We start from the raw sequence: 21,523 nt of genomic DNA on the forward strand, positions 1-21,523 counted from the left end.
TACAGTCCGGATTTGAACCCGATTGAGCAGGTCTTCTCACAGATCAAAGCACATTTGCGCAAAGCCGAAGCCCGGACCGTCGAGGCGCTCTGGCGGGCCATCGGCGACATCTGTGATCTCGTCGAGCCCGAGGCATGCCGTAACTACTTCACCGCAGCCGGATACGGATTCGTCTGAATGACCGGTGCTCTAAAATTTCGTCAAGAATAGCTTCGTCGTAGTCATGAACGCCAAGCCACCTTGAGATTGAGTTCCAGCGACTGATCTCGTCATGATGGGCGTAGATCAAGACGCCGGAAGCTCTCAGCTTTTGAAGTATCGCTCGTCGGGTAGCGGAGGTCAGGCGGGCATTTCGCGGCCCGTAAATTCTATCGAAGCAGGCCCAGCGGCCCTCACTCAACGCGGTAAGCTCAATGATTGCCGGGGATGGCTGATACTCCACATAGCATGTGCGCCCCAGCGCAACTTCCCCAAACCGACTCCGGAGGCAATTGCGATACTCCAGGGCCTTGGCGCGGATTATCTCTGATGAGGTGAGAGGGACGAAAGCCTTATCAAGTTCCGGCAGGGTCACAGGGAAAATTTGTGCTCGTCTGACCTGATTTTGTAACCAGATATGCAGATTGGATTCGGGTTGGAGGGACGTGATCGAGGTGACGAGGTCTTCAGTGGTCATCTGCGGCGATAGATGTTCGACCAACCTAACAGCAGTCGAGAAATTGACTACATCATTAGGATCGAGGTGCTCGACCAATTCCTTCAGAATGAAAGGCTCCTCAAGCCGCAAGAGCGTGGTCAGGTAGGCTGACGTGAGCCTCGGCAGTTGCGCCAGGACCTTCGCCCTCGTGAGATGCTCAGGCTCCGTCATCACAATTATCAATTCTCGATAGGATGCTCGTGGCAATGGATCGTCTCCGAGACGCTTAAGGGCTCCGAGCAGGCCATCCACGGGTCCGTAAGCTGCGTGGAGTAGATCGCGGACACGACGGCATGCACCAAGGGCGTGACTGATCACCTGAAGCGGATTCCCATCCGGGCGACACCCCTCCAGGTTCATACTGCGGAGGTTTGCCGCCATTGCCTCTGGTGGGACCCAATCGAGAGAGGCAAACACCAGGAACATGGTTTGGCGACGTAGCGAACTCGCCGATAAGGCAGTGCGAAGCATGCCAGCCGAAGTTCTATCAGCCTGAGCTATGGCTTCGAGTGCCCAGCCCTCGAAAGGACGAAGCCCAGGCAGTTGCTTCGCTCGACCAATCTCCACGCGTCACCTCTTAGCTGACTTAAGATAGAAAGGCTCTCACGGGACTGGAAACGCGCAACCAATATCGTGCTGCTTGCTGAAGCGGCTCTGCCGGTGCCGTCCCCCACCGTCATCGAGGACGCCCACCTTGACAGGTCAGCGGACTTCTCCTGGAACCGCAGCTATCTTGTTCCTATTATGTTCTCGGCTGGACAGGAGAGGAGCATGGTAGAACGGCTCTCCGAGTACCCGTGGGTCGTCGTGAGGATTCGGTGCAAACTCTGTAACAGGCGCGGTGAATACCGTCTCGCCCGCCTCGCGGCCAAGTATGGCTCGGAGATTCCTCTCGACGAGCTTCTCGACAAGGTGGCGCATGACTGTCCTTGGAGAGGATGTCCTCGGGACCGGCGAGCCCGAACGGATGCCCCACACTGTGGAGCCTACTTCTTGGATTGGGACCGTCCACCAAAGCCCCCTGATCTCCCGCCGTCGAAGCGAAAGCTCCAGGTGATCAGGGGCGGGAAACCATAAGCCGAGCAATACCGCCTCTCTACGAAATGCCCGCTTGCAGGAAATGCCAAAGCTTCGATACTACCTTTCCAAACTTGGCAATGGAGGAGGTGGTGCCCAAGTTGGCGGATGCAGAGGTTAGCCCGAACTACCTATCTCTTCTTTTCGTCGGGCCTTGGAAACTTAGCGATACGGGTCTCGATGCGAGGTTCAGCGGTTCGTCCGTCTGGAGTTCTCAATGAGGTGTAAACGTATCCCCTAAATGGGCCATTGCGGCTGAGGTGAGGTATTGTGAAAACGTGAGGCCCCTTGAAGATGTCGTCTCCGTCCTCGTCGATGTCCAGGACAGCTTCAAACGGAAGCACAATACAGACTTCGTACCAGCCACGCTCCTCTGGTTCGAGTTCGAACCAGATGCCTTTAGGCTCTTGCTGCTGTTGGTGGCGCTCATCAAAGCCTTCACTCCACGGATCGGAATGCGGCCCTGGTCGAGCATCATTGTATGTCTCGGCATAATCCCATTGTTCCCCATCGGGGCTGATGTATGCCATGTGTCTTCGCTTAAGTAGGCGAATGCCGTCATGACAGACTCCTTCTACTGTCATCACTTGCCACCGACCTCGATCAAATAGGTCAAGCTCCTTGTTACTATCGTATTCCGGATAACGTTCATCTGAAGCGTCGCGGATAAGAACATGAGCATGTTTGTGGAATGTGCGCTGAGCCTTCCGCTTGATTGCAAGGCGGGCTCGCAAATCGGATTTTAATGTCCGCTGTCTCGCTTGTAGGGAGATTCCGAAGTAGGCGAACAGGAGATGATCGTTCTTGGGTTGGAAGAGTAGGTCCTCAATCTCTCCTCGCCCCCATAGATAAGCTTCTGAAAAGCCAAGTTCGCGGGTGATATTCCGAAAGGTGTTTCGGGTTTTCAGTGAAAAATCACAGGCGGCAACAAAGACAATTCCCCATGCGCCCTGAATCGATTCGTTCGGAAGCTCTCTCAGGTACTTTTCGATCTTTGCTGGCGTTAGCGCCTTCTCGCGTTTGCATTGGATCATCCAAAGGCGGTCAGAACGTCCGGTAAGGTCACGTTCGTCCGCCTCACCTGTGTCTTCCTGATCTGCGAATTCGACGATCTCGTATGCTCTGGCATCGAAACCTTCATCGGCTCCGGATCGGCCAGTCGCCTCCAGTTGCCGCCATATGCGGAAGTCGTAGAGAAGTTGACGTGCGAGGTCTTCGAACCGGTGGGGTTCGAGGTCTTCGAGATGCAGCGGTCCAATAGTGCGTGTTGTTGCCACGGTTGTTCGGTCTTCCGTGAGTTAGGAGCGGTGTGTGTGTTGGCGGCACTTAGTGTGTCGCTGGCCGTAGATAGATTCGGCGGACACTGGCTTCGCCGATCTTGGCGATCTCCTCGAAAGGACCATCAGCGATCCTTGGGGAGGCATTGTCAGCATCGATCAGGACGGCAAGACGAGCCGAGCGGGGTTCTGGCATTGATAGGCTACTCGGCGGATTTCAGAGGAAACTTGCTGGATCATAACTGAGGAGACCGTGTACGACGAAGTTCCGGGGCACACTATTTCACTGACAATCCCTGCCCGTACACAGGAATCCAGGGCCTATACGATCTTCTCAGAGAACAGCCTGGAGTGGCGGCGGTCTATCGGCGAGACGACGTGCTGCGGTTCAGTGCTCGTCATCATCCGGCAAGAACTCTGGCTCCAAAATTCCCCGAGCGCGCGGGCCAGCCTGCCGTTCCAACCCCTCAACCTGCCGAAGAAGCTGTGTCGTGAGTGTCGCTTCGCGCCGGAAGCCATCATCTCCGGGATCGCTGCCCAGGCGCAGTTGCATATCACGGACTCTTGCTTCGAGGGCGCGTCTAAGAACGCCTAATTGCTCTTTGGTCAGTTCGAGCAACATTGTGACGATTCCTGCTATGGGCTTACCTGCCCTGAAATCACTCTCTCGACCCAGGCAGGAACTGTTTGTGTCGCAGGTCCTTAATACGTCTCATCAAAGAGACGAGCATTGTCTGAGGGCTCAAGATTGATCTCACAGGTGCGTATCCCAAGCTCCTTGGCCTGCTCCACGAACCCTGCGGCGGGATAGACCGACCCGGAGGTGCCAATGGAGACGAACAGATCGGCCTGAGCTAACACGTCATCAATAGCATCCATGTGGAGCGGAACCTCACCGAACCAGACAACATCCGGTCGCAAGGTCCCGGTCTCTCCACAGTGCGGACAGGCGTGGTTCACGCTCAGGTCCTCATGCCAAGGCGTCACCGAAGTGCAGGCTGTACAGCGCGCCTTCAGAAGCTCGCCATGCATATGGATGACATGTTGTGCCCCTGCGCGCTCATGCAGATCGTCGATGTTCTGAGTCACCAGGAAAAGCCTCCCGTGCCCAGCCAACCCTTCTTCGAGACGGGCAAGCGCCCGATGGGCTTCGTTCGGTTCAGCCGCGAGTAGGTTCTGGCGGCGCATGTTGTAGAACGCATGAACGTCATCGGGACTGCGCGCGAAGGCACTTGGAGTGGCGAGCTTCATCGGATCGAACTTGGACCAAATTCCACCCTTGTCTCGGAAGGTACCAAGGCCGCTTTCGGCTGACAGGCCAGCCCCAGTCAGGATGAAGATGTTCATGGCTCCTCCTACGATTTAGGCGGGCCGACCATACTGCATTTTTCACCTGATTGACCGGGGCTTCGGAGTTCAGGCTGCGCGGATCAACTCACGGCGCATCACAAAGGTGCTGTGGGTCTCGTGAACGACCTTGAAGCCATGGTGCTCGTAAAACCGATAGGAAGGGTTGTTTTTCAGCACGAACAGCGCCATCGACTTTGCCGCCTCACGCTGCTTCTCCAGCAGCAGTCGCATGGCTCGTGAGCCAATGCCACGCCGTTGATGTGAGTGCGCGATATAAAGTTGCTTTAGGAAGACCTCGTCGCCAGTCCGCCGAAACTCCACCCAGCCAATTTCCTGGCCATCGAGAGTTATGATCCGGGTATCGGTAGGACGCCACAGACTGGCGAACTCAGCCTCCTGATCAGTCTCGATCCACTCTATCCAGGCACTTGCAAGAGGTCTGATCGCTTCGATGTAGAGTTCAAGAGCAAAGACATAGTCATCCGAACAAGCCGGTCGTAGCTCGATAGTCATAGGACTGTCAGTGAACAGAAACGAGGTAAGGTAGTGCTCCAAACGTAGATCGCTTGTTACTAATGGCCCACACACCTGATCAAGGGATTGGATGCCGAGAGGATGTCAGCTTACAAGGCGGGCGATCAGAACAACCACAATCGCTCCTATCATTGCAGTGACAATCCGGCTGGCGGTCTGATTACGAATGCCCAGATCAATTCCGAAGCGCTCAAGAAGAAAGCCGCCAACGAGTGATCCAGCAAGTCCGGTGACCACGTAATGAAGAAGGCCAGAGCCGCCAACAAGCCAGCTTGCCAGCCAACCTGCCACGATCCCGATTCCAACCTGGGCCGCGATAGCTCGTTTGTCCAATGCGTTAAGTGCCTCCCGGTCCACACTGATGCGGAACGGAAGCCGAGTTCCGGTGGGCTCAGATGCTTTGTGCGCACCTCGCCTTTGGCCTGGATTGCTCTTGGATGTTTTCGCCATGCGCTCGATATGGATGTTCGTGGAGCAACTATCCAGGAGCTACGCCGGGAGAACCGTAGACCGGCCTGCCTCGCCGACTATTAGGACAGCAAGGGCTGTGGTGCTCCCCGGAGGACTGCCCCTGTGGCCCTATTGCTCGGCGACTGGACCTTTGTTCCTGCCTTCAATCTCGCGTTCTCAACCCGGAGCGCCTCAAGGTTCTCGACCTGCTCCCGGTTGACACGGATCAATTCCCTGATCTCACCCTTTAGATCAGTAATCTCAGCTTTGAGTTCCTCACGCTCGGCAGCAAGGCCATCCTCGTGTTTGGCCTGAGCTTGGAACTCACGAATCTGCTGCTTCTGATCCGCGACCTTCTCTTGAAGCTTCCTGATCTGCTGCTCAGCTTTTGCGAGCAACCGCTGCATGTCCTTGGCTTGTTGCTCGGGCTCACTCGGCGTGACGAGTTTTCGGTCTGATCCGGTGCGAATCATGGTCTGGTGGCCTCTCTTGATCTATGCCTCGAAAAGAACAAACATAGAACATAGGTCAGGGTCAAGTCACGTTCTGACCTCCTGCCGTTCCCTTGAAGCTTGCTGAGGGCCGACCGCGATCCCGGTACCGGTAGTCTTCGGCGAAGTGACCGGGAGCGAAGGAGCGCCACCTCGTCAGCAATGCAATCCCGCGATAGAGTCAAAGAGGCTGGGAATTCGACCCAGCAGGCACCATGAACCAGATGTTCCGACCCGCACAGGCTGAACAGAAACCTGCCTTGGAAACCCTCGCGGGCTCGGTCGAGCGCGTCACCTTCCACAATGCCGAGAACGGCTTTGCTGTTCTGAAGGTCCATGCCCGTGGCAAGCGTGACCTTGTGACAGTAGTCGGCCATACCCCCAGTGTATCGGCAGGCGAATGGATCACTGCGAGTGGGCTCTGGATCAGCGACCGAACCCACGGGCCTCAGTTCAAGGCCGAGGTACTCAAGACCACCCCGCCGACCGGAGCAGAGGGGATCGAGAAGTATCTTGCCTCAGGCCAGATGCGCGGCATCGGACCGGCCATGGCCAAGCGCATCGTCGCTGCCTTTGGGGTGGACACCTTCGAGATCATTGAGGCCCAGCCCGAGCGTCTGACCGAGGTTTCTGGAATTGGCCCTATGAGAGCCTCCCGGATCGTCTCAGGTTGGGCCGAGCAGAAGGCGGTGCGGGAGATCATGATCTTCCTGCATGCCCATGGCGTTGGGACAGCGCGAGCGGTGCGTATCTTCAAGACCTATGGCTATGAGTCCATTCAGGTCATGACCGAGGACCCGTACCGGCTGGCCAAGGACGTGCGCGGGATTGGCTTCAAGACGGCGGATGCCATTGCGGTCAAGCTCGGCATGGAGAAGACTGCCCCGCAGCGTATTCGCGCCGGTATCTCGTTCGCGCTCCAGACTGCCACCGACGAGGGTCACTGTGCTCTGCCCGTCGAGGCGCTCACCCGCTTGGCCGAGCAGTTACTGGAGGTTGATGGGCAACTGATCCGCACGGCCATCGTAGAAGAGTTAGCCAAAGGAGAGATCATCTCTGACACCATCGGTGACGAGACCTGTCTCTTTCTCAAGGGTCTGCATCTGTCCGAGCAAGCCATTGCGTCACGGCTGATGGAACGAGCGTCTGGCCCACCGCCATGGCCAGAGATCGACATCGACAAGGCCATTCCATGGGTCGAGAGCCGCACGGGCAAAACCCTGGCGACCTCGCAGCGCGAGGCTCTGAAGCTGGTGCTCGGCTCGAAAGTGGCCGTGGTGACCGGTGGCCCTGGTGTCGGCAAGACAACCCTGCTCGACACGATCCTACGCCTTCTGGTCGCCAAAGGCGTTCGGGTGGCACTGGCCGCTCCGACAGGACGGGCGGCTAAGCGCATGACCGAGCAGACCGGGATCGAGGCCAAGACGATCCACCGCCTGCTGGAGATTGATCCGAAGCATGGTGGCTTCTCCCGCACGGAGGAGAACCCGCTCGACTGCGATCTGCTGGTGGTGGACGAGACCAGCATGGTCGATGTGCCGCTGATGAATGCGCTGACCAAGGCCATTCCCGCGCAAGCTGGCCTGCTGCTGGTGGGAGATGTGGATCAGTTGCCCTCAGTCGGCTCGGGACAGGTGCTGGCTGACATCATCGCCTCCGAACGTGTTCCTGTCGCTCGGCTGACAGAGGTCTTTCGTCAGGCGGCGGAAAGCCGGATCGTGGTCAATGCCCACCGGATCAACAAGGGCCAGATGCCTGAGCCACCGAAGGCAGGGGAAGAGAGCGACTTCTACTTTGTGGAAATCAACGATCCCGAGGAGGGTGTGCCGAAGATCATCCAGATGATCAAGGAGCGTATGCCGCGCCGGTTCGGGCTTGATCCGATGAAGGATGTTCAGGTGCTCTGCCCGATGAACCGAGGGTTGCTCGGCGCTCGCAACCTGAACATCCAGCTTCAGGAGGTGCTCAATCCCAATCCGCCCACCAAAGTGGAGAGGTTTGGCTGGCGCTTCTCGCCGGGAGATCGGGTCATGGAGACCCAGAACGACTATGATAGGGAGGTGTTCAACGGTGACCTCGGCATGGTGGTTCGGATCGATGACGAGGAAGGAGCATTGATTGCCTCGTTCGATGGACGGGAGGTTTCCTACCCGTTCGGTGAACTCGATACACTGGTGCCTGCCTATGCGACGACCATTCATAAGTCGCAGGGCTCGGAATATCCTGCTGTAATCATCCCGGTCGTGACGCAGCATTTCACGATGCTGGCCCGCAACCTGCTCTACACGGGGGTCACCCGTGGCAAGCGGCTGGTCGTGCTGGTGGGGCAGAAGAAAGCTATTGGGATTGCGGTCAGGGGCGGGCAGATGAAGAGGCGCTGGACGAAACTGCGGGAATGGCTCGCCGTAGCCTGAAAGGCCAAAACGAGCGCGTTCTGAATCGGGAGGCTAATCACATATCCGAAGCTCATTGACCGCTGCGGCAAGGTCTTCCTGCTTACGCCTCCAGTGGCACATGCCGCACTACTCGCTCCTGAAGCATATGCGCAGCGCTGAGCCCGACGTGACCTCATCTCTTGTTAACGGGATTTGGCGATGACTCCAGTGCAGCCGATCCGGCGAATGAGAGCGAAGATGGATCAACATCGTCTGGAACTGGTATTGGAACACAGCGACAGCGGCTCCTCAGCTATCGACCATTTTGTCGAAACGCGATCTGGAACTATTGCGCTGTCCACCGCCGCTCCCGCTGAGCCAACACTCGGCCCATTCCACTCGCATCGGGTCTGGCGCATGATGAGCGCCTTGATTGATGCCGTCCCAGAGTGGGCAGATGTCAAAGCATTCGAACGAGATCGCGAGAAGATGCTTCGTCATGGCCTTTCAAGGGGTATGGCTCTGGAGCAGCTTTACGCTCTTTCTGATCCAGATGCGATCTTAGGGCTATGGACCGAGGCTGAAGCTAAGGATGTGGAGGTTTAGAGGGAACCTCACACCTATGGAGCAGGCAGCGTAGAAAATGTGTTTCTGCCTTTTAGCCAATCAAGTCTCAGGTACTCCTGCCTTGGACAAGCCCTCCGCGATGACTGCCCCAGTCGCATACCTTCTCAGTTGGCTCCGGTTCAGGCTGACCGTAAGCGGCGGACCAAGAGTATTTCGGTGCTCCAGCAGAGCTTGAGCCTCCTCAAGCAACCCGAGGTGACCGCAGCAGCTAATGAGGAGGGCGTAATGGGTTGCAAACTCCGGGAACGCCACAATGGACTTGCGCAGGAGGGGAAGAGCATCCTCAAAACGGTGGCGGGCCAAAAGGGCGAACCCATGAAGGAATTCGTAGAAGCTTAGAAAGCTGTCGGTGGGGCTCAAGCGAAGAGCGGTCCCAGTCTGCACCACTGCATCGTCAAACCTTCCGGCACGGGCAAGTGCCCAGCCATAGATCGAGTGCGCGAGGGCGAAGCTTGGGTTGATACGTAGGGCTTCTTCAAGCTCGCGCAATGCTCGTTCGTGCTCCCCTTCAGAACTCAGGCAGAGACCAAACACCATTCGAGCCCATGGCTCACTTGGATCAAGAGCAAGCGCGTCCTTTGCATGTCGCTTAGCCTGCCCAAACCCATGGCTTTCGTCAGGTAGCCAATAATTCCATGCTGCCCACCAGACCGCCCAACTCAGGATGGCTTGCGCTCTCGCATAAGTCGGCTCACTCGAAACAGCCCGTTCAAGCAGGGCTCTGGCTTCTTCGTTGTGGCGCTGGCCAAGATGACTGACCAAATCAATGGCACGAACAACAAGTCCCCAGGTGCTGATGGTTTCAGGTGGCTGGCCTGCCAAACGAACACTTTCTCGGGCGTACAACTGCGGCTCGATTGCCGCTACGACGTTTTCCGTAATTTCGTCCTGCACGGCGAAGACATCATCGAGTTGCCGGTCATACTTCTCGGCCCAGATGTGCTTGCTGGTTTCTGCGTCAATCAACTGGCCTGTGACACGGATACGTTTGCCAGAAGCCCTGACGCTTCCCTCCAGCACATAGCGGACGCCCAACTCGCGAGCAACCTGTCGCACATCGACAGCCTTGCCCTTGTAGGTGAAAGTCGAGTTTCGGGCGATGACGAATAGCCACCGGAGTCGGGAAAGGCCCGTGATGATGTCCTCTGTCATGCCATCTGCGAAGAATTCCTGCTCTGGATCAGGGCTCATGTTGGTGAAGGGCAGGACGGTGATAGAGGGCCTGTCAGGCAAGGTGAGAGGTTTAGTCTCTGCCATTCCATTTGCGGCAGGCAGGGTCGCCTTCACGGCGTAGGCACGGACGGGCTCCTCAATATTCTTCACCTTCTGAAGGCCAAGATCAGTAAAGGCCAGAGGCAGGGTCTTTCGGACATAGCCATAGGTAGCTTCTGAGATGCAGATGCCCCCTGGATCGGCAAGGCCCTCCAGCCGCGCCGCAGTATTCACTCCGTCTCCGAGCAGATCGCCGCCTCGAACCATTACATCGCCAACATGGACGCCGATCCGGAATCGGACGCGGCGGTTCTCAGAGATATCCAAGTTGGCCACTGCCAGTGCTCCCTGTACTGCAATGGCACACTGGACAGCGTCTACAGCGCTGGGGAACTCGGCCAGAATGCTATCCCCCGCCGTGTTGGCAATCCGTCCGCCATGTTCGGCTATGAGCCGGTCCATGATCTCGCGATGGGCGGTCAGTATTCGGAGGGTCCTGACCTCGTCCAGGCCCATCAAGCGTGAATAGCCTGCCACATCGGCGGCGAAGATGGCGGCGAGCCGCCGCTCAACCCTGTGGTCCTGCGAACCCATGGCACTCTCGGCGCAATTTCAGAGGGAAGTGTGCGGTGGACGAGGTGAGGTGTCCAGTCTCCATGAGTGATATGGAGCGCTCCAAAAGCCAAGCTTCGCTTGGAGCACTTTGTCGGTCAGATCGGTCGGGAGGGACAGCGGACGCCATCAATTTAGAGCAGCGGTCGGTTAGACAAACGCATAATCGACGGCCTTGGGATCGTTCCAGCACTCCTGAGGCTCGAAGAGATTGGATACGTCGCCGAGGGCGCGCCAGTGCGCTTCCAAGGTGGGGAGCCTCTGCATCGCACAAGTGCATTCGGTAGCGCCTGTCGCAGGCTGCTAAACCTTGCTAAACTCAGACCTCCCAAGAAAGGGAGGATGTCATGACGCATTGCGTGAGGTATCTTTTCGTAACTGCCGGGATGTTCGTGGCTGGCGCGGCTCAAGGTCAAGACTTCAAGAGCCAAGTCACTACCGGGGCGGCAAATTGGGACGTTGCCTTCAACGCGGGCGATGCTTCGAAGATCGCGACATTCTACACGAAGGATGCCGTCATCATGCCTGCTGGAGGAAATCCGGTTACCGGTCACGAGGGTGTGCAGAATCTCTATGGCGGTATCATCAAGAGCGGGGTAAAGGCGCACAAAGTCACTGTGGAGAGCGCAGAGGCGGATGGGAACCTGGGCTATGCCTATGGCACTTGGCAGGCCGAATCGGGCGGCAAGACGATTGCCGGATATGTCACCCAAGTTTTCAAGAAAGACGAAAGCGGGTGGCATCTCGTACTGCATACATGGACGAGAAAACCCTCGTCTTGAGCATCGGATGATTTGACCGACACGTATCCAGCCGCCCTGAGTTCGTTCAAGCGTTCATACGGCTCGAACAGGTCGCAGATGTTGCCGATGGACTCTCTGGCCCCGTGTCGAAGAGAATGGTATGCCTACGCTCGCCACGATGGGCCGTGATCAGACATGACAGACCATGGGCGGCACAGCAAGTGCACCGGCCTGACAGCCTTGTCATCCCGTTCCACCGCAGGTAGCTCCACTCGTTCTCGACATAGCTCGGAACGGTGGACAGGCTGTCGGTCACGTTGTCTACGAGGACACGGACCTCAACCCGATCAACGGTGGGAGTGATGTGATGAACGACCTTGATCCAGCCCTCCGGTGGTGATCTCGTCAATAGACGATGCTGCGGTCGCACTCCATGACCAGCCGAACCAGTGTGGGTGGTGCTCCCTTCTCGTGCGGCACACCTTCGAGATCGTCGTCGGTCACACCTCGTGCGGCACAGGACCCACCCGAGACGTAGAGCCGACCGCCTCCCGCTATGATTTTCAAGTAGTGCTCATGCAGCGCTCCTGTGCCGAGCCCTATTAAGGCGTTCCGCACGGGCTCACGGAACAGTTGGACGGCATCGCCAGCGAGAAAAACATGAACCTCGTGGCCTGCTTCAACTGCCGCCGCTGCGACAAAGAAAGCGAGCGTCGCTTTTGTCGGGTTCTCAGGGCCACAGGTGATATGAACGAGAAGACTCGGCATCACAGCCTCCGAGAGCACTGTTCCTACCGATCTTGCTCGTGATCGGTAAGGGCCTCAACAGGTGCGCAATGACTATTCAGGTGATGGCGAATGCATCATGCCCTCCACCGTGGACAGAGGGAGCAAAGGCTTCCAGGAGCCCACCTCAGGACAGCAATGAGGTTTCTGCCGTAGAAGAGCCCAATGCTCTGTCCGCACAATTGCCACAAAATCTCGCTGCTTTGCACAGCAGAGACCCTGAACAAGGGCAAGACCATAGGGGCATGTACCGGCACATTCGTGCTGCTAATGAGAGTGTCTCAATGCAAGCCCTGTTCCCGACTGACACCCACTCCCCGACAGTCACGCTTCCTTCCTCAGCCAACACTACGTTAAGCCGGTCGCTGGGCCCCAGTGACCTTCAATGGCTGGGAGAGCGCCTGCGGGTTGCCTGCGGTCCGGTCGAGGCTCCCCTTCCAGCCCGATTGACAGAGCTTGTCGAGCGGCTCGCTCGGTACGAGACTCCTAAGGGAAATGTCCGCGCCTGAACGGTTTCTCGGATTTTATGTTCACCCCTGGTGGTCTCACCATTTATGCAAGAAAGGGACAAAGCTCATGGCCGGGAAATCGCGCATGCGTCCATCCTTCAAGAAGCACACCCGCCGCTACAAGGAGGTCATTGCCCCAGCCAAAACGCTCGAAGGGCTGAAGAACCTCACCAAGAAGCGTCGCTACGCCAACCGCCACGGGTAGTCCTGAAGCCGTTCGTTAGAAACGAACTTCAGTGGGGTGCTCTGAACTCGGGAGCCGTCCGCAACTCAACCTTGGTGACGCTCATCATCAGGACGGCGTGATTGGGGGTGGAGCCGCTCCCAGCAGCCGCCGCTTGTCCTGCTCCAGATGCGGCAGGAGCAGACGCATTGTTCGTAGCCATGTCCGACGTGGCAGGACCGTCTGGGCCTGCTGGTACTGCCGCTGTTCCGGCTGGTGACAGTGAGGCGACGGTGCCGCCACCAGGGCGGGTTCCCGCCAGTCGGGCCTCGCCCGTTGTTGTGCGGGTGGTGTTGACGCGCGGCTCGTTGACGAACCTGATCTCGTCGAACGGCACTGCAACGGCGCGTTTGCCAATTCCCAAGTATCCGCCAACCCCGATCACCACCGCCTGAACCTTGCCGCTGTCATCGAAAATCAAGTCGCTGATGTCGCCGATCTTATCGCCGTTATTGCTGCTGTAGACATCCAGCCCCTCCAGGTTGGAAGCCTGCCATTGATCCGGCTGCAACTGGGTGATCCCACCGCCGATGGCAGTTTGCGGGGCGGGCGCTGTGGTCTGGCTCGGTTGCGCCAGACCCGGAGTGCTAACCAGGACTGCCCCGAGGAAGGATAGCCACAAACGATGGACGCGCATGTCACCCCTTATCGGTACCTGTCGCGATGTGGGGCGTAGCCCTGGCGAGTTCTGCCGTAATCCGGCACTCCTGTATCTTGACCTTGCCACCGGCCATGAATCATCCAGGCCAGCGCGTAACCCGCAGCCGCCGCCAGGAGAAGCGATAGTAGTGGGCTCTCGGTGACTTGTTGCCTGAGAACTTGCTGGCCTTCACGGTAGTAGCGTTCAGCCTGCGGATAGCGTTCGCCTGCTTGGCGGACGTAGTGCTCGCCTCGCCGATACACCTCACGGGCTGCTCCGGACGCTTGATCTGCAACGTCGTTGAGCGCCTCCCGGACCTGATCCAGAGCTTGCTCGGTTGAGCCCTGCTCCGGTTGACCCTGCTGTTCTTCCGCCGAAGAGGCACGAGCTTCCTGGTCAGGACGATCAGGCTCAGGCCCCTTGGTGATGGTCACGGAAACCGGATCGCTCGTGGGAAAGGTCTCCTCGATGGCATGGTCGAGCCTTGCGTCGAGGTTCTCCTGCGAGTTCTCAGGCAGTTTGCTGTCCGGGGGACACTCCGGAGATTTACCCTTCTCCTGATCAGAAGTGAGTTGGCTGCTGATACCGGATACATTCACCATGCGAGCCCTCCAGGCCACTCAGAGCAGGTTTGTCGAGCAACCTGCACCATTTGATAAACGCCATGGCTGCGAGCGCCGTTCCGGGGTGCTTTAACCTATGTGAAGACCTTGGCTGACGAGCTTGGCGCGGTAAGCTCTGCAATCCTGCCAAGTTTCCAGACCTCGTGGCAGCAATACTCATGTTGTTCTCATGGCGGGATAGGAGGAACATTAACATAGCCGACTGAAGCGGCTATAATGTTCACGACGTTAGTGCCGAGTCGATCTGGGCGTTCTCTCCAATACTGCGAGGGGGCCTGCGATGACAAAGCCTCTCCTGGCCTTTGGCCTCTGGTGTGTTGCCTTTGTGGTTGGCGTCGTGGCTCTCATCACAACCGGTCCTGGCAATCCCCGCTTCACCGGCACAGTTGTTCTCGATTTCAAGCCGTTCTGCCAAATCTTCGTGGTCCAGACCGAACGGGGCTTTGTGCTCTTGGAGTGGGAGGACGGCACCCTGTTCTTTGGTGAAGGCGACATCCTTGTGGGGCCGCTGCATACAACAGGGCTCCAATCCTTGAATGTAGAGGGAGTCGGGGCAATGTCGGCGCGGTTCGAGACCTGGGTTCCTGATCTTGCGGCCGCGCAACAGATGTTTCGGGAGCGCTGCCGCCTTGCTCCCAGCACACCCTTGGCTGGGCCAGCACGGAATTAGCCCTCGAACACGACCCGGAAACGAGTGCCAGCCGACGCTCGCTTTTAGTTCCCGCCGACCCGTCGAATCCTTGGCAGGAAATCAAGGTAGAGATGTGCCGCTGAACGCATGCGGTGTCCAGAATGTGCCGCAAATGGAAGGTTCAACCAGACCGCTGGTCAAGCAAAGCTTTCGCAGGTCATTTCTTTGGCTTTGATTTTGATCATCAATAAATTTAGAACAGCAAAGCTATTGACCCGCGATCAACTTCAGAGCCAGAGCAATCCCGCTGCGGCAAGCTGACCTATACGAAATAGTTATCATCTTTGTCGGGTTTCAGACAGACGAAAGGGGTTTCTTCCAGTATTTCCCAGCGCGCCTTCAGCAAACATCTGATCAACGCAGCCCGACGCCGCCTGAATTCTCATACAGAGGTGGTTGGAATCCGTGGCATGACCATGTCTGCTGAAGTGAGACAGTTTAGGGATGAACCGTTTCTTGAGAACGGGCACGTGCTGAGCTTAAGCACCTGAACAATGGTGCGGCTCAGCACGACTCGTTTGGAGGCCGCAATGCAGAACCAACAGCACGTCTCCTCTGTGTTCACTCGGCTGGTCGTGGGCGCTGAGCGAACCTTCGATCTGCCTGCATTGTTGCAGAACACATCGCGCACCTTGTCCAATCTCGACTTCGAGCATCAGCATGAGATGCAGCGCCTGGAGCGCAGTCGAACCGATCCCATGCTGAAGAGGCAGATCGTGGAGAATCTTCGGCGAAGGCACCGCGAGCGGCGTCAGCCCTACGTGATGCTTATTGCCGAACTCTCGAAGCACCTTTCATCAGCCGTGTCGGATGACCTTCAGGCAGCAGGCTAATCAGTTTTATAGTTTCACCGGCTCATCTGGTCCTACGGACCGGGACCTCAAGCGCCCTCAATGGGCGCTTTTTCTTGTTTTGGGTGTCCCTTGGCATCATTGGCTGAAGCTTAGAAGGAGCGACAGAGAGCCTCACGAACGTTGAAGTGTGTTCCTTTGTATCTTTTGCCTCGGAGGTGATCGGCCAATACTCGCCCGTCGTAAGACATTTCGGCTTTATGCCCGTGATCACGGAGATGTGACTGCATGCCACGGTCGGGATAGTCCTTCTAACGGGACCACTGTCTGGAATCCGACAGACGAAGCCCTCTCAACCTGTTAATTTTCTCTTAACAGAAGAAATTAAGCAGGGGGTACGCATGACCGCGCACACGCTGACGCTTGTACATGATCGCTCGTCGGACACAAACACGTCGTCCACCATTCATACCAAAGCAGTCCCAACGGCGCTCATCTGTGACAACCTCCTCTTACGCTCAGGGCTTCAAACCATCCTCCGGGGAACGTCGTTTGCGCTTGTCGAGGCGGCGTCTGCCACTGGGCCAGGACGGCTCCAGCCAGCAGCTTCGACGCCTGCCCTGGTCATCGTCGATGCCAGTCAGAGCAGCGGTCGTGTGCTGGAGGTGATCAAGCAGGCCAGAGAACATTTCCAGCAGGCGCGGATCGTAGCTCTGGCGGATCAGTTCGATCTCAGCGTTGTGCGGTCCATACATGAGGCAGGGGCGAACGGCTTTTGCTTAGCCGCGAGTGCCTCCGACGTTCTGATCAAGTCGCTTGAACTGGTGATGCTCGGGGAGACTGTCTTGCCCTTCGAGGTTGTGCGTTCCCTCCTGGGCGGGGCTTCCCAGAACCGGGAGCAGCCGCTCCAGGGCAGCAGGGCAGAGCCGAAGCTGTCTGACCTGAATGCTTGCAAACTCTCGGCGCGAGAAAAGGAAATCCTGGGATGCTTGACGCAAGGGGAGCCGAACAAGGTCATTGCGCGCAAGCTCGACATCACGGAAGCCACGATAAAAGTCCATGTTAAAGCTATCCTGCGCAAGGTCGGGGCCGCTAATCGCACCCAGGCGGCTATGTGGGCGTCTCAGCGCCTGCCGCATCAAGGTGAAGCGCCTATGAGTGCCCGAGGCGGCTGAGGTGAAGATCGCGGTGGGAGATGAGGTCCGCGTTCACCTCCATCCCGCCGGTCCATGGAAGAGTTTCTCTGAGGGGGTGGTCAGGCGGGTGGATGTGACCACGCCGGAAGGACGCTTCTTCGTGCTTGAAGTCAAAAGTGAGGTCCTTCTCGACCAGCCGCACCGGATTAGGCCCGACTTCCACGATTACGTCGAGTATGAGTGCCGGAATGATTTCCCTGGCAGGATCGAGGTCTTGTCCGCCGCACCCGATGCGGAGCCAGAACCTTCGCTCGATCTAACGTTGATGGACCTATGGGAAGAGACCAAGCAAGAAGCCAACGATCCGCCCCCGATTAACGCGGAGACCCGCGCATGGACTGAGGTCGAACAAATCCCTGAAGCCGACGCTGCGTCCGAACCAACTCAGGTTGAGATTGACCGTCAGCCTGCCCCAGCACGTTCTGGCCTGATCGCTACCCTGTTTGGACGGAAAGAATGATGATTGAGGCAGGCTTTGCGTGGAAGGGACTCCGTGAATGTCAAACTCCAGGTACAGCCCAGACATCCAGTTCGCCTGCGCCCTCGCGCAGTTTCTTCACTTCCGCATACTCTGGTGAGTGCCAGACGGATCGGATCGCCTCCATAGACGGGAACTCGAATACCACGAGTCGTCGCCCGTCATAGGAGCCCTCCAAGACCTCGACTGGACCGCCCCGGACGAGATAGCGTCCGCCGTGTTGAGCGAACAGTTCAGCCACCTTCTGGCGGTATTCAGGCCAACCCTCCTCACGGGTGATCTTGATCTGCACGATCAGGTAGGCGGCAGACATAGCCTGTTCTCCATTCCGGTACTGCCATTCTCAATGCTGAAACCGGTTCCGTCGAGGAAAAGGCGAGCCTTCTATCCGCAAGAGTTCTTGGGACGACTCCACCTTGTCAGTCAGAGTGAAGCGTCTGGAAAGGGTGCTGGCCATGTCCAAAGAGATCATCGAAGTGCCTGTTCTCTCACAGGGCGTCCGCGATGTCGGAGTTCCTCTCTCACTGGTGACAAAGGCCAATGGCTTTGTCTTCGTGTCCGGGACGCCACCCTTCGACCTGGAAACGGGCAAGTTCATCCGAGGCGATATCGAGGCTCAGACCGAAGCCTCGCTCAGAGCAGTTCAGCACTGCCTGGAGAGCGCTGGCACCTCGCTCGATAAGGTGGTGATGGTGCGCGTCTACGCGAGCAATGCGGGGTTCTATCAAACGATCAATCGGGTCTATGCTCGCTTCTTTCCGGAGAACCCGCCCTCCCGCACCTTTGTGCCGGTGGCCTCATGGCCGATGGAATTCGACATCGAGATCGAATGCGTCGCCGTCGCTTAGATCACCATGCTGATCATCCGTTCACGCAGTTGCCTTGTTTCCGCCGCATCCACCAGTAGCCTGAAAGGATAAGCTCAGAGGCCGATCCTATCCCATGAAAAAGCTCACCTTTGTCGTTGACGAACGGGAGTTGAGTACCATCCGTGCCGCCCTTCTCCTGCTCCAGGAGCAAGTTGATGCCCTTCCGGAGGACCTCGCGGAAATGATAGCCGCGCATGAAAAGCCCATGACGGCGTCCGAGATCGAGCATCTCAGCCTTCGCCTTGGTGGGGCAACGAGCCCAACCTCAGGCCATCTTCAGCAGCCATATTCTCATCTTGATTGCACCGTGAAGGTTAAGCGCCTTCCTGGAGTCGCTGTCGCTCACAGCCCCACCTGAGCCCTCAATCTATACGGCGGTCTGAGTTATGAAGTAACTTTGTTGTAGACGGCGACGGCTCATGCCTCCAGTGCCACCCCCGCACTTCTCGCTCCTGAAGCATATGCGCAGCGCTGAGCCCGACGTGACCTCATCTCTTGTTAACGGGATTCGGCGATGACTCCAGTGCAGCCGATCCGGCGAACGAGAGCGAAGATGGATCAACATCGTCTGGAACTGGTATTGGAACACAGCGACAGCGGCTCCTCAGCTATCGACCATTTTGTCGAATCGCACTCTCGAACGGCTGCTCTGCCTCCTGCCGTTCCCGCTGAGCCAGCATTCGGCCCATCCCGCTCACATAGGGTTTGGCGGATGATGAACGCGTTAGTTGATGCGGTGCCCGAATGGGCCGACCAAGATACGTTCGAAGCCGACCGGACGAGGATGCTCCAGTACGGCCTCTCTATCGGGATGACCCTGGAACAACTTTACACCCTCTCTGATCCCGATACGATCTTAGGGCTGTGGACGGCGGCTGAAGCACAAAATGTAGAGGTGTGAGGAACAGGGCGAAAATCCCGTCACTCTGGGAGGCCAGCCATCTTCAGACCTTCTCGAAGATGGGTAATCTGCTCCTCTCCGAGCGGTGGAAATGGCAGTGTGCTGATCCTTCGGTTAGGGAGCACCTCCAGCAATCCTGAAAGGGCAGCTTGGGCCGCTGCGATATCCTTGAGTTGGGCATGGCTGGCAGCGAGGAGAGCCCACCCAATCCACCAATTCGCCCGTCGAGCAACACTATGTTGCGCCCAGTCACGAGCGCTCTGGTAGTCCTGCTTGGAGTAGTAGGCGACAGCCAGCGCGGTATAGCGGAAGAAGATGCTGGGATCGCGTGGATTGAGCCGAATGGCAATCTCCACGGTACGGATGCTCTCATCAGATCGACCCTGCCAAGCCAGAGTAGTCCCCAAACTGCCATAGGCGAGAGAGAAGTTCGGGTTGATCTCTAAGGCTTGCTCATAGGCAGAGATCGCGTCCTCACGCCGTCCGAGCAGTCCCATCAGCACGTTTCCGTAGGTCCACTGGGTGTACTCGTCACGGTCATCAAGCCGCATCGCTTCACGAGCTTCAGCAATGGCCTCTTGCCGCATTGCATCCGGGTCGGAGGCAAATCCCATATAGACGAGGTGGTAGGTTGCAGTGGCGACGATCTGTGGTCCCTTGGGGCTGGCGGGGTCATGGCGCTTGATGGCAAGCCCAATCTCACGAGCCCTTTCCAGGCTCTCGCGGCTCAACTGATAGATGTTCCTCCATCCACGTTTCGCCATATCCCAGGTGTGAAAGTCAGGGTGCTCGTGCCGCTCTGCTATGAGCCCCTCGTTGAGAACCACCTGTGTTTGGGTCGATGCGACGATGCTGCGTGTGATGTCGTCCTGGACATCGAAGAGGTCCGCCAGAGGGCGGTCGTAGCGGTCACCCCAGATGTGATTGCCTGTGCTCGCCTCCAGAAGATGAACGTTGACGCGGACCCGTTCGCCAGACCTCCTTACGCTGCCTTCGACGACGTATTGGACGCCCAGTTCGCGACCGACCTGTCTCACATCGGGATTGGTGCCCTTGTAGGTGAAGGTGGAGTTTCGAGCGATGATGAAAAACGCGCTGATCCGCGAAAGCTCCGTAATGATGTCCTCTGTAATCCCTTCAGCAAAGTGATCCTGTTCTGGGTCTCCATTCATGTTCGTAAAGGGAAGGACGGCAATGGATGGCTTATCGGGAGGGGAAAGCGCCTTGGCAGGCGTAGCCTGGGTGCTGGGTGGAGCGACCTTGGTTAGGGTAACCGCAAAAGCCCGAATGGGCTCCTCGATGTTCTTGACCTTCTGTGGTCCAAGTTCGGTAAAGCCGACCGGAACGACCTTTCGCACATAGCCATAGGCGGATTCCGAAATGCAGATGCCACCCGGATCAGCAATGCTTTGGAGTCGCGCGGCGATATTTACACCGTCTCCAAGCAGGTCGCATCCCTGGACCATCACGTCGCCGACATGTATTCCGATCCGGAAAACAAGACGGCGTTCTACACGAGCGTCTTGGTTGGCATACGCGAGGGCTTCCTGCACCGCCACGGCACACTGAACGGCATCCACTACGCTAGGGAACTCGGCCAAAACGCTGTCACCCGCCGTGTTGGCAATCCTCCCGCGATGATGAGCAATAAGGCGGTCCATGATTTTGCGACGAGAACTAAGGGTCTGGAGTGTGCCGACTTCGTCCCGCTCCATCAGGCGCGAGTAGCCCGCCACGTCAGCCGCGAAGATAGCTGCGAGCCGCCGTTCGACCTTATGCTCCTGCCGATCCATGGGACCCTCGGCGCATTTTCAGAGGGAATTGTGCTGCTGGGCGGGTGAGGTGTCCAGCCTCCACACATGATAAGAAGTGATCCAACAGCTACGCTGCTAAGCTTCTGTTGGAAGTGGGAGAGCGGTCATCTAAGCTACTTGTTTGTGTTCCAGATATCGGTGGCGAGTTTCCAATCACTCCCGACCTTCTCCCAGATCACCACATACTTGCCAGAAATCTCCTGAGGTTGTGACCCCTTCGTGCGGAACGAGAAAGTGCCAATCTCCTGGGCTGCTTCAGGGCCGAGTGACTTCACTTCAACGGTTGTCAGCTTGCCATTGCCAAGCTGCTCGGCAGCGCCCTTCCAGAACGCCTGAATGGCAGTCCTGCCCTTCATCATCTCGGCCCCAGGCGGCAGGATGACGGCCTCGTCGGTGTAAAGGGTGGCAACTCCTGCTGCATCACCCGCATTGAAGGCTTGGGCAAACTTGTCGCTCAGGCTCTGGATGGTTGCCTTGTCCTGCGCCATGGCGGGAGCCGAACCACTCAGGCAAATGGCTGTCACTAAGGTAAGAATCCGCACGGCCTTTCTCCCTCC

At 57.6% G+C, this 21,523-nt stretch carries 24 protein-coding genes and 2 pseudogenes; 10 read left to right on the plus strand and 16 right to left on the minus strand.

All coding sequences use genetic code 11. From position 1 onward, the window contains the following. Positions 1-177: pseudogene (locus tag KHP60_RS14170) on the plus strand (IS630 family transposase); the annotation flags it as partial. Here the strand turns inward: KHP60_RS14170 and KHP60_RS14175 are convergent. The 8 genes and pseudogenes from KHP60_RS14175 to KHP60_RS14205 all read right to left on the minus strand — a co-directional run bounded on the left by KHP60_RS14175 (position 149) and on the right by KHP60_RS14205 (position 5,858). Next, positions 149-868, minus strand: coding sequence for a hypothetical protein (locus KHP60_RS14175; RefSeq protein WP_213564970.1), 720 nt, complete (start codon positions 866-868; stop codon positions 149-151). The pseudogene KHP60_RS14170 and the gene KHP60_RS14175 sit on opposite strands and share 29 nt — an antisense overlap. Positions 869-1,905: 1,037 nt before the next feature. Further along, on the minus strand, positions 1,906-3,051 hold the full coding sequence (locus KHP60_RS14180) for a hypothetical protein (RefSeq protein WP_213564971.1): 1,146 nt from the start codon (positions 3,049-3,051) through the stop codon (positions 1,906-1,908). A gap of 70 nt (positions 3,052-3,121) precedes the next feature. Next, positions 3,122-3,247, minus strand: a pseudogene (locus tag KHP60_RS25220) (Maebl); the annotation flags it as partial. 192 nt (positions 3,248-3,439) lie between these two features. After that, a complete protein-coding gene (locus KHP60_RS14185; RefSeq protein ID WP_213564972.1) occupies positions 3,440-3,673 on the minus strand; it encodes a hypothetical protein in 234 nt (77 codons plus the stop codon). A gap of 80 nt (positions 3,674-3,753) precedes the next feature. Then, positions 3,754-4,398: an NAD-dependent deacylase gene (locus KHP60_RS14190; protein ID WP_213564973.1), complete on the minus strand. Its 645-nt coding sequence runs from the start codon at positions 4,396-4,398 to the stop codon at positions 3,754-3,756. 69 nt (positions 4,399-4,467) lie between these two features. Then, the gene (locus KHP60_RS14195; protein ID WP_213564974.1) at positions 4,468-4,914 is read right to left on the minus strand and encodes a GNAT family N-acetyltransferase; all 447 of its coding nucleotides are present in this window, start codon (positions 4,912-4,914) and stop codon (positions 4,468-4,470) included. A 105-nt stretch (positions 4,915-5,019) separates the two neighbouring features. Then, a complete protein-coding gene (locus KHP60_RS14200) occupies positions 5,020-5,385 on the minus strand; it encodes a GlsB/YeaQ/YmgE family stress response membrane protein (protein WP_213564975.1) in 366 nt (121 codons plus the stop codon). Between the two features lie 80 nt (positions 5,386-5,465). Further along, positions 5,466-5,858 carry a hypothetical protein gene (locus KHP60_RS14205; RefSeq protein ID WP_213564976.1) on the minus strand — a complete coding sequence of 131 codons (393 nt, stop codon included), beginning with the start codon at positions 5,856-5,858 and terminating at the stop codon, positions 5,466-5,468. Between the two features lie 233 nt (positions 5,859-6,091). Here KHP60_RS14205 and KHP60_RS14210 point away from each other — a divergent pair, with 233 nt between their 5' ends. Next, positions 6,092-8,290 (plus strand): ATP-dependent RecD-like DNA helicase, encoded by a 2,199-nt coding sequence (locus KHP60_RS14210; protein WP_213564977.1) that lies wholly within the window; start codon positions 6,092-6,094, stop codon positions 8,288-8,290. A 219-nt stretch (positions 8,291-8,509) separates the two neighbouring features. Next, positions 8,510-8,857, plus strand: coding sequence for a hypothetical protein (locus KHP60_RS14215; RefSeq protein WP_213564978.1), 348 nt, complete (start codon positions 8,510-8,512; stop codon positions 8,855-8,857). Positions 8,858-8,917: 60 nt separating this feature from the next. Here KHP60_RS14215 and KHP60_RS14220 read toward each other — a convergent pair whose 3' ends face one another. After that, positions 8,918-10,684, minus strand: coding sequence for an adenylate/guanylate cyclase domain-containing protein (locus tag KHP60_RS14220; protein WP_213564979.1), 1,767 nt, complete (start codon positions 10,682-10,684; stop codon positions 8,918-8,920). A gap of 365 nt (positions 10,685-11,049) precedes the next feature. On the opposite strand from KHP60_RS14220, the gene KHP60_RS14225 reads away from it, so the two are divergent. Beyond that, entirely contained in the window at positions 11,050-11,484 is a 435-nt protein-coding gene (locus KHP60_RS14225) for a DUF4440 domain-containing protein (RefSeq protein ID WP_213564980.1), read from the plus strand. Between the two features lie 366 nt (positions 11,485-11,850). Here the strand turns inward: KHP60_RS14225 and KHP60_RS14230 are convergent, their stop codons facing one another. The 3 genes from KHP60_RS14230 to KHP60_RS14240 form a co-directional block, all read right to left on the minus strand. Next, positions 11,851-12,213 (minus strand): DsrE family protein, encoded by a 363-nt coding sequence (locus KHP60_RS14230; RefSeq protein ID WP_213564981.1) that lies wholly within the window; start codon positions 12,211-12,213, stop codon positions 11,851-11,853. 760 nt (positions 12,214-12,973) lie between these two features. Further along, complete coding sequence (locus KHP60_RS14235) at positions 12,974-13,600, minus strand: PRC-barrel domain-containing protein (RefSeq protein ID WP_213564982.1); 627 nt, start codon at positions 13,598-13,600, stop codon at positions 12,974-12,976. Between the two features lie 8 nt (positions 13,601-13,608). Further along, a complete protein-coding gene (locus KHP60_RS14240) occupies positions 13,609-14,205 on the minus strand; it encodes a hypothetical protein (RefSeq protein WP_213565074.1) in 597 nt (198 codons plus the stop codon). Positions 14,206-14,506: 301 nt separating this feature from the next. Between KHP60_RS14240 and KHP60_RS14245 the strand changes: the two genes are divergently transcribed. The 4 genes from KHP60_RS14245 (at position 14,507) to KHP60_RS14260 (ending at position 17,364) form a co-directional block, all read left to right on the plus strand. Further along, a complete protein-coding gene (locus KHP60_RS14245) occupies positions 14,507-14,896 on the plus strand; it encodes a hypothetical protein (protein ID WP_213564983.1) in 390 nt (129 codons plus the stop codon). A 551-nt stretch (positions 14,897-15,447) separates the two neighbouring features. Next, positions 15,448-15,750: a hypothetical protein gene (locus tag KHP60_RS14250; protein WP_213564984.1), complete on the plus strand. Its 303-nt coding sequence runs from the start codon at positions 15,448-15,450 to the stop codon at positions 15,748-15,750. A gap of 359 nt (positions 15,751-16,109) precedes the next feature. Further along, complete coding sequence (locus KHP60_RS14255; RefSeq protein WP_213564985.1) at positions 16,110-16,883, plus strand: response regulator transcription factor; 774 nt, start codon at positions 16,110-16,112, stop codon at positions 16,881-16,883. Between the two features lies 1 nt (position 16,884). Next, positions 16,885-17,364 (plus strand): hypothetical protein, encoded by a 480-nt coding sequence (locus KHP60_RS14260; protein WP_213564986.1) that lies wholly within the window; start codon positions 16,885-16,887, stop codon positions 17,362-17,364. Between the two features lie 40 nt (positions 17,365-17,404). Here KHP60_RS14260 and KHP60_RS14265 read toward each other — a convergent pair whose 3' ends face one another. Continuing rightward, positions 17,405-17,695 carry a DUF1330 domain-containing protein gene (locus KHP60_RS14265; protein ID WP_213564987.1) on the minus strand — a complete coding sequence of 97 codons (291 nt, stop codon included), beginning with the start codon at positions 17,693-17,695 and terminating at the stop codon, positions 17,405-17,407. A gap of 142 nt (positions 17,696-17,837) precedes the next feature. Here KHP60_RS14265 and KHP60_RS14270 point away from each other — a divergent pair, with 142 nt between their 5' ends. Next, on the plus strand, positions 17,838-18,230 hold the full coding sequence (locus KHP60_RS14270) for a RidA family protein (RefSeq protein ID WP_213564988.1): 393 nt from the start codon (positions 17,838-17,840) through the stop codon (positions 18,228-18,230). Positions 18,231-18,243: 13 nt separating this feature from the next. Here KHP60_RS14270 and KHP60_RS14275 read toward each other — a convergent pair whose 3' ends face one another. Continuing rightward, positions 18,244-18,480 carry a hypothetical protein gene (locus tag KHP60_RS14275; protein ID WP_213564989.1) on the minus strand — a complete coding sequence of 79 codons (237 nt, stop codon included), beginning with the start codon at positions 18,478-18,480 and terminating at the stop codon, positions 18,244-18,246. A gap of 324 nt (positions 18,481-18,804) precedes the next feature. On the opposite strand from KHP60_RS14275, the gene KHP60_RS14280 reads away from it, so the two are divergent. Then, positions 18,805-19,152, plus strand: a complete 348-nt coding sequence (locus tag KHP60_RS14280) for a hypothetical protein (protein ID WP_213564990.1) — start codon at positions 18,805-18,807, stop codon at positions 19,150-19,152. Between the two features lie 20 nt (positions 19,153-19,172). Here the strand turns inward: KHP60_RS14280 and KHP60_RS14285 are convergent, their stop codons facing one another. Then, positions 19,173-20,945 (minus strand): adenylate/guanylate cyclase domain-containing protein, encoded by a 1,773-nt coding sequence (locus KHP60_RS14285; protein WP_213564991.1) that lies wholly within the window; start codon positions 20,943-20,945, stop codon positions 19,173-19,175. Positions 20,946-21,079: 134 nt separating this feature from the next. Then, positions 21,080-21,508: an SgcJ/EcaC family oxidoreductase gene (locus tag KHP60_RS14290; RefSeq protein ID WP_213564992.1), complete on the minus strand. Its 429-nt coding sequence runs from the start codon at positions 21,506-21,508 to the stop codon at positions 21,080-21,082. Positions 21,509-21,523: the final 15 nt, after the last annotated feature.

It is taken from the genome of Microvirga sp. 3-52 (assembly GCF_018383585.1).
GTDB lineage: Bacteria > Pseudomonadota > Alphaproteobacteria > Rhizobiales > Beijerinckiaceae > Microvirga.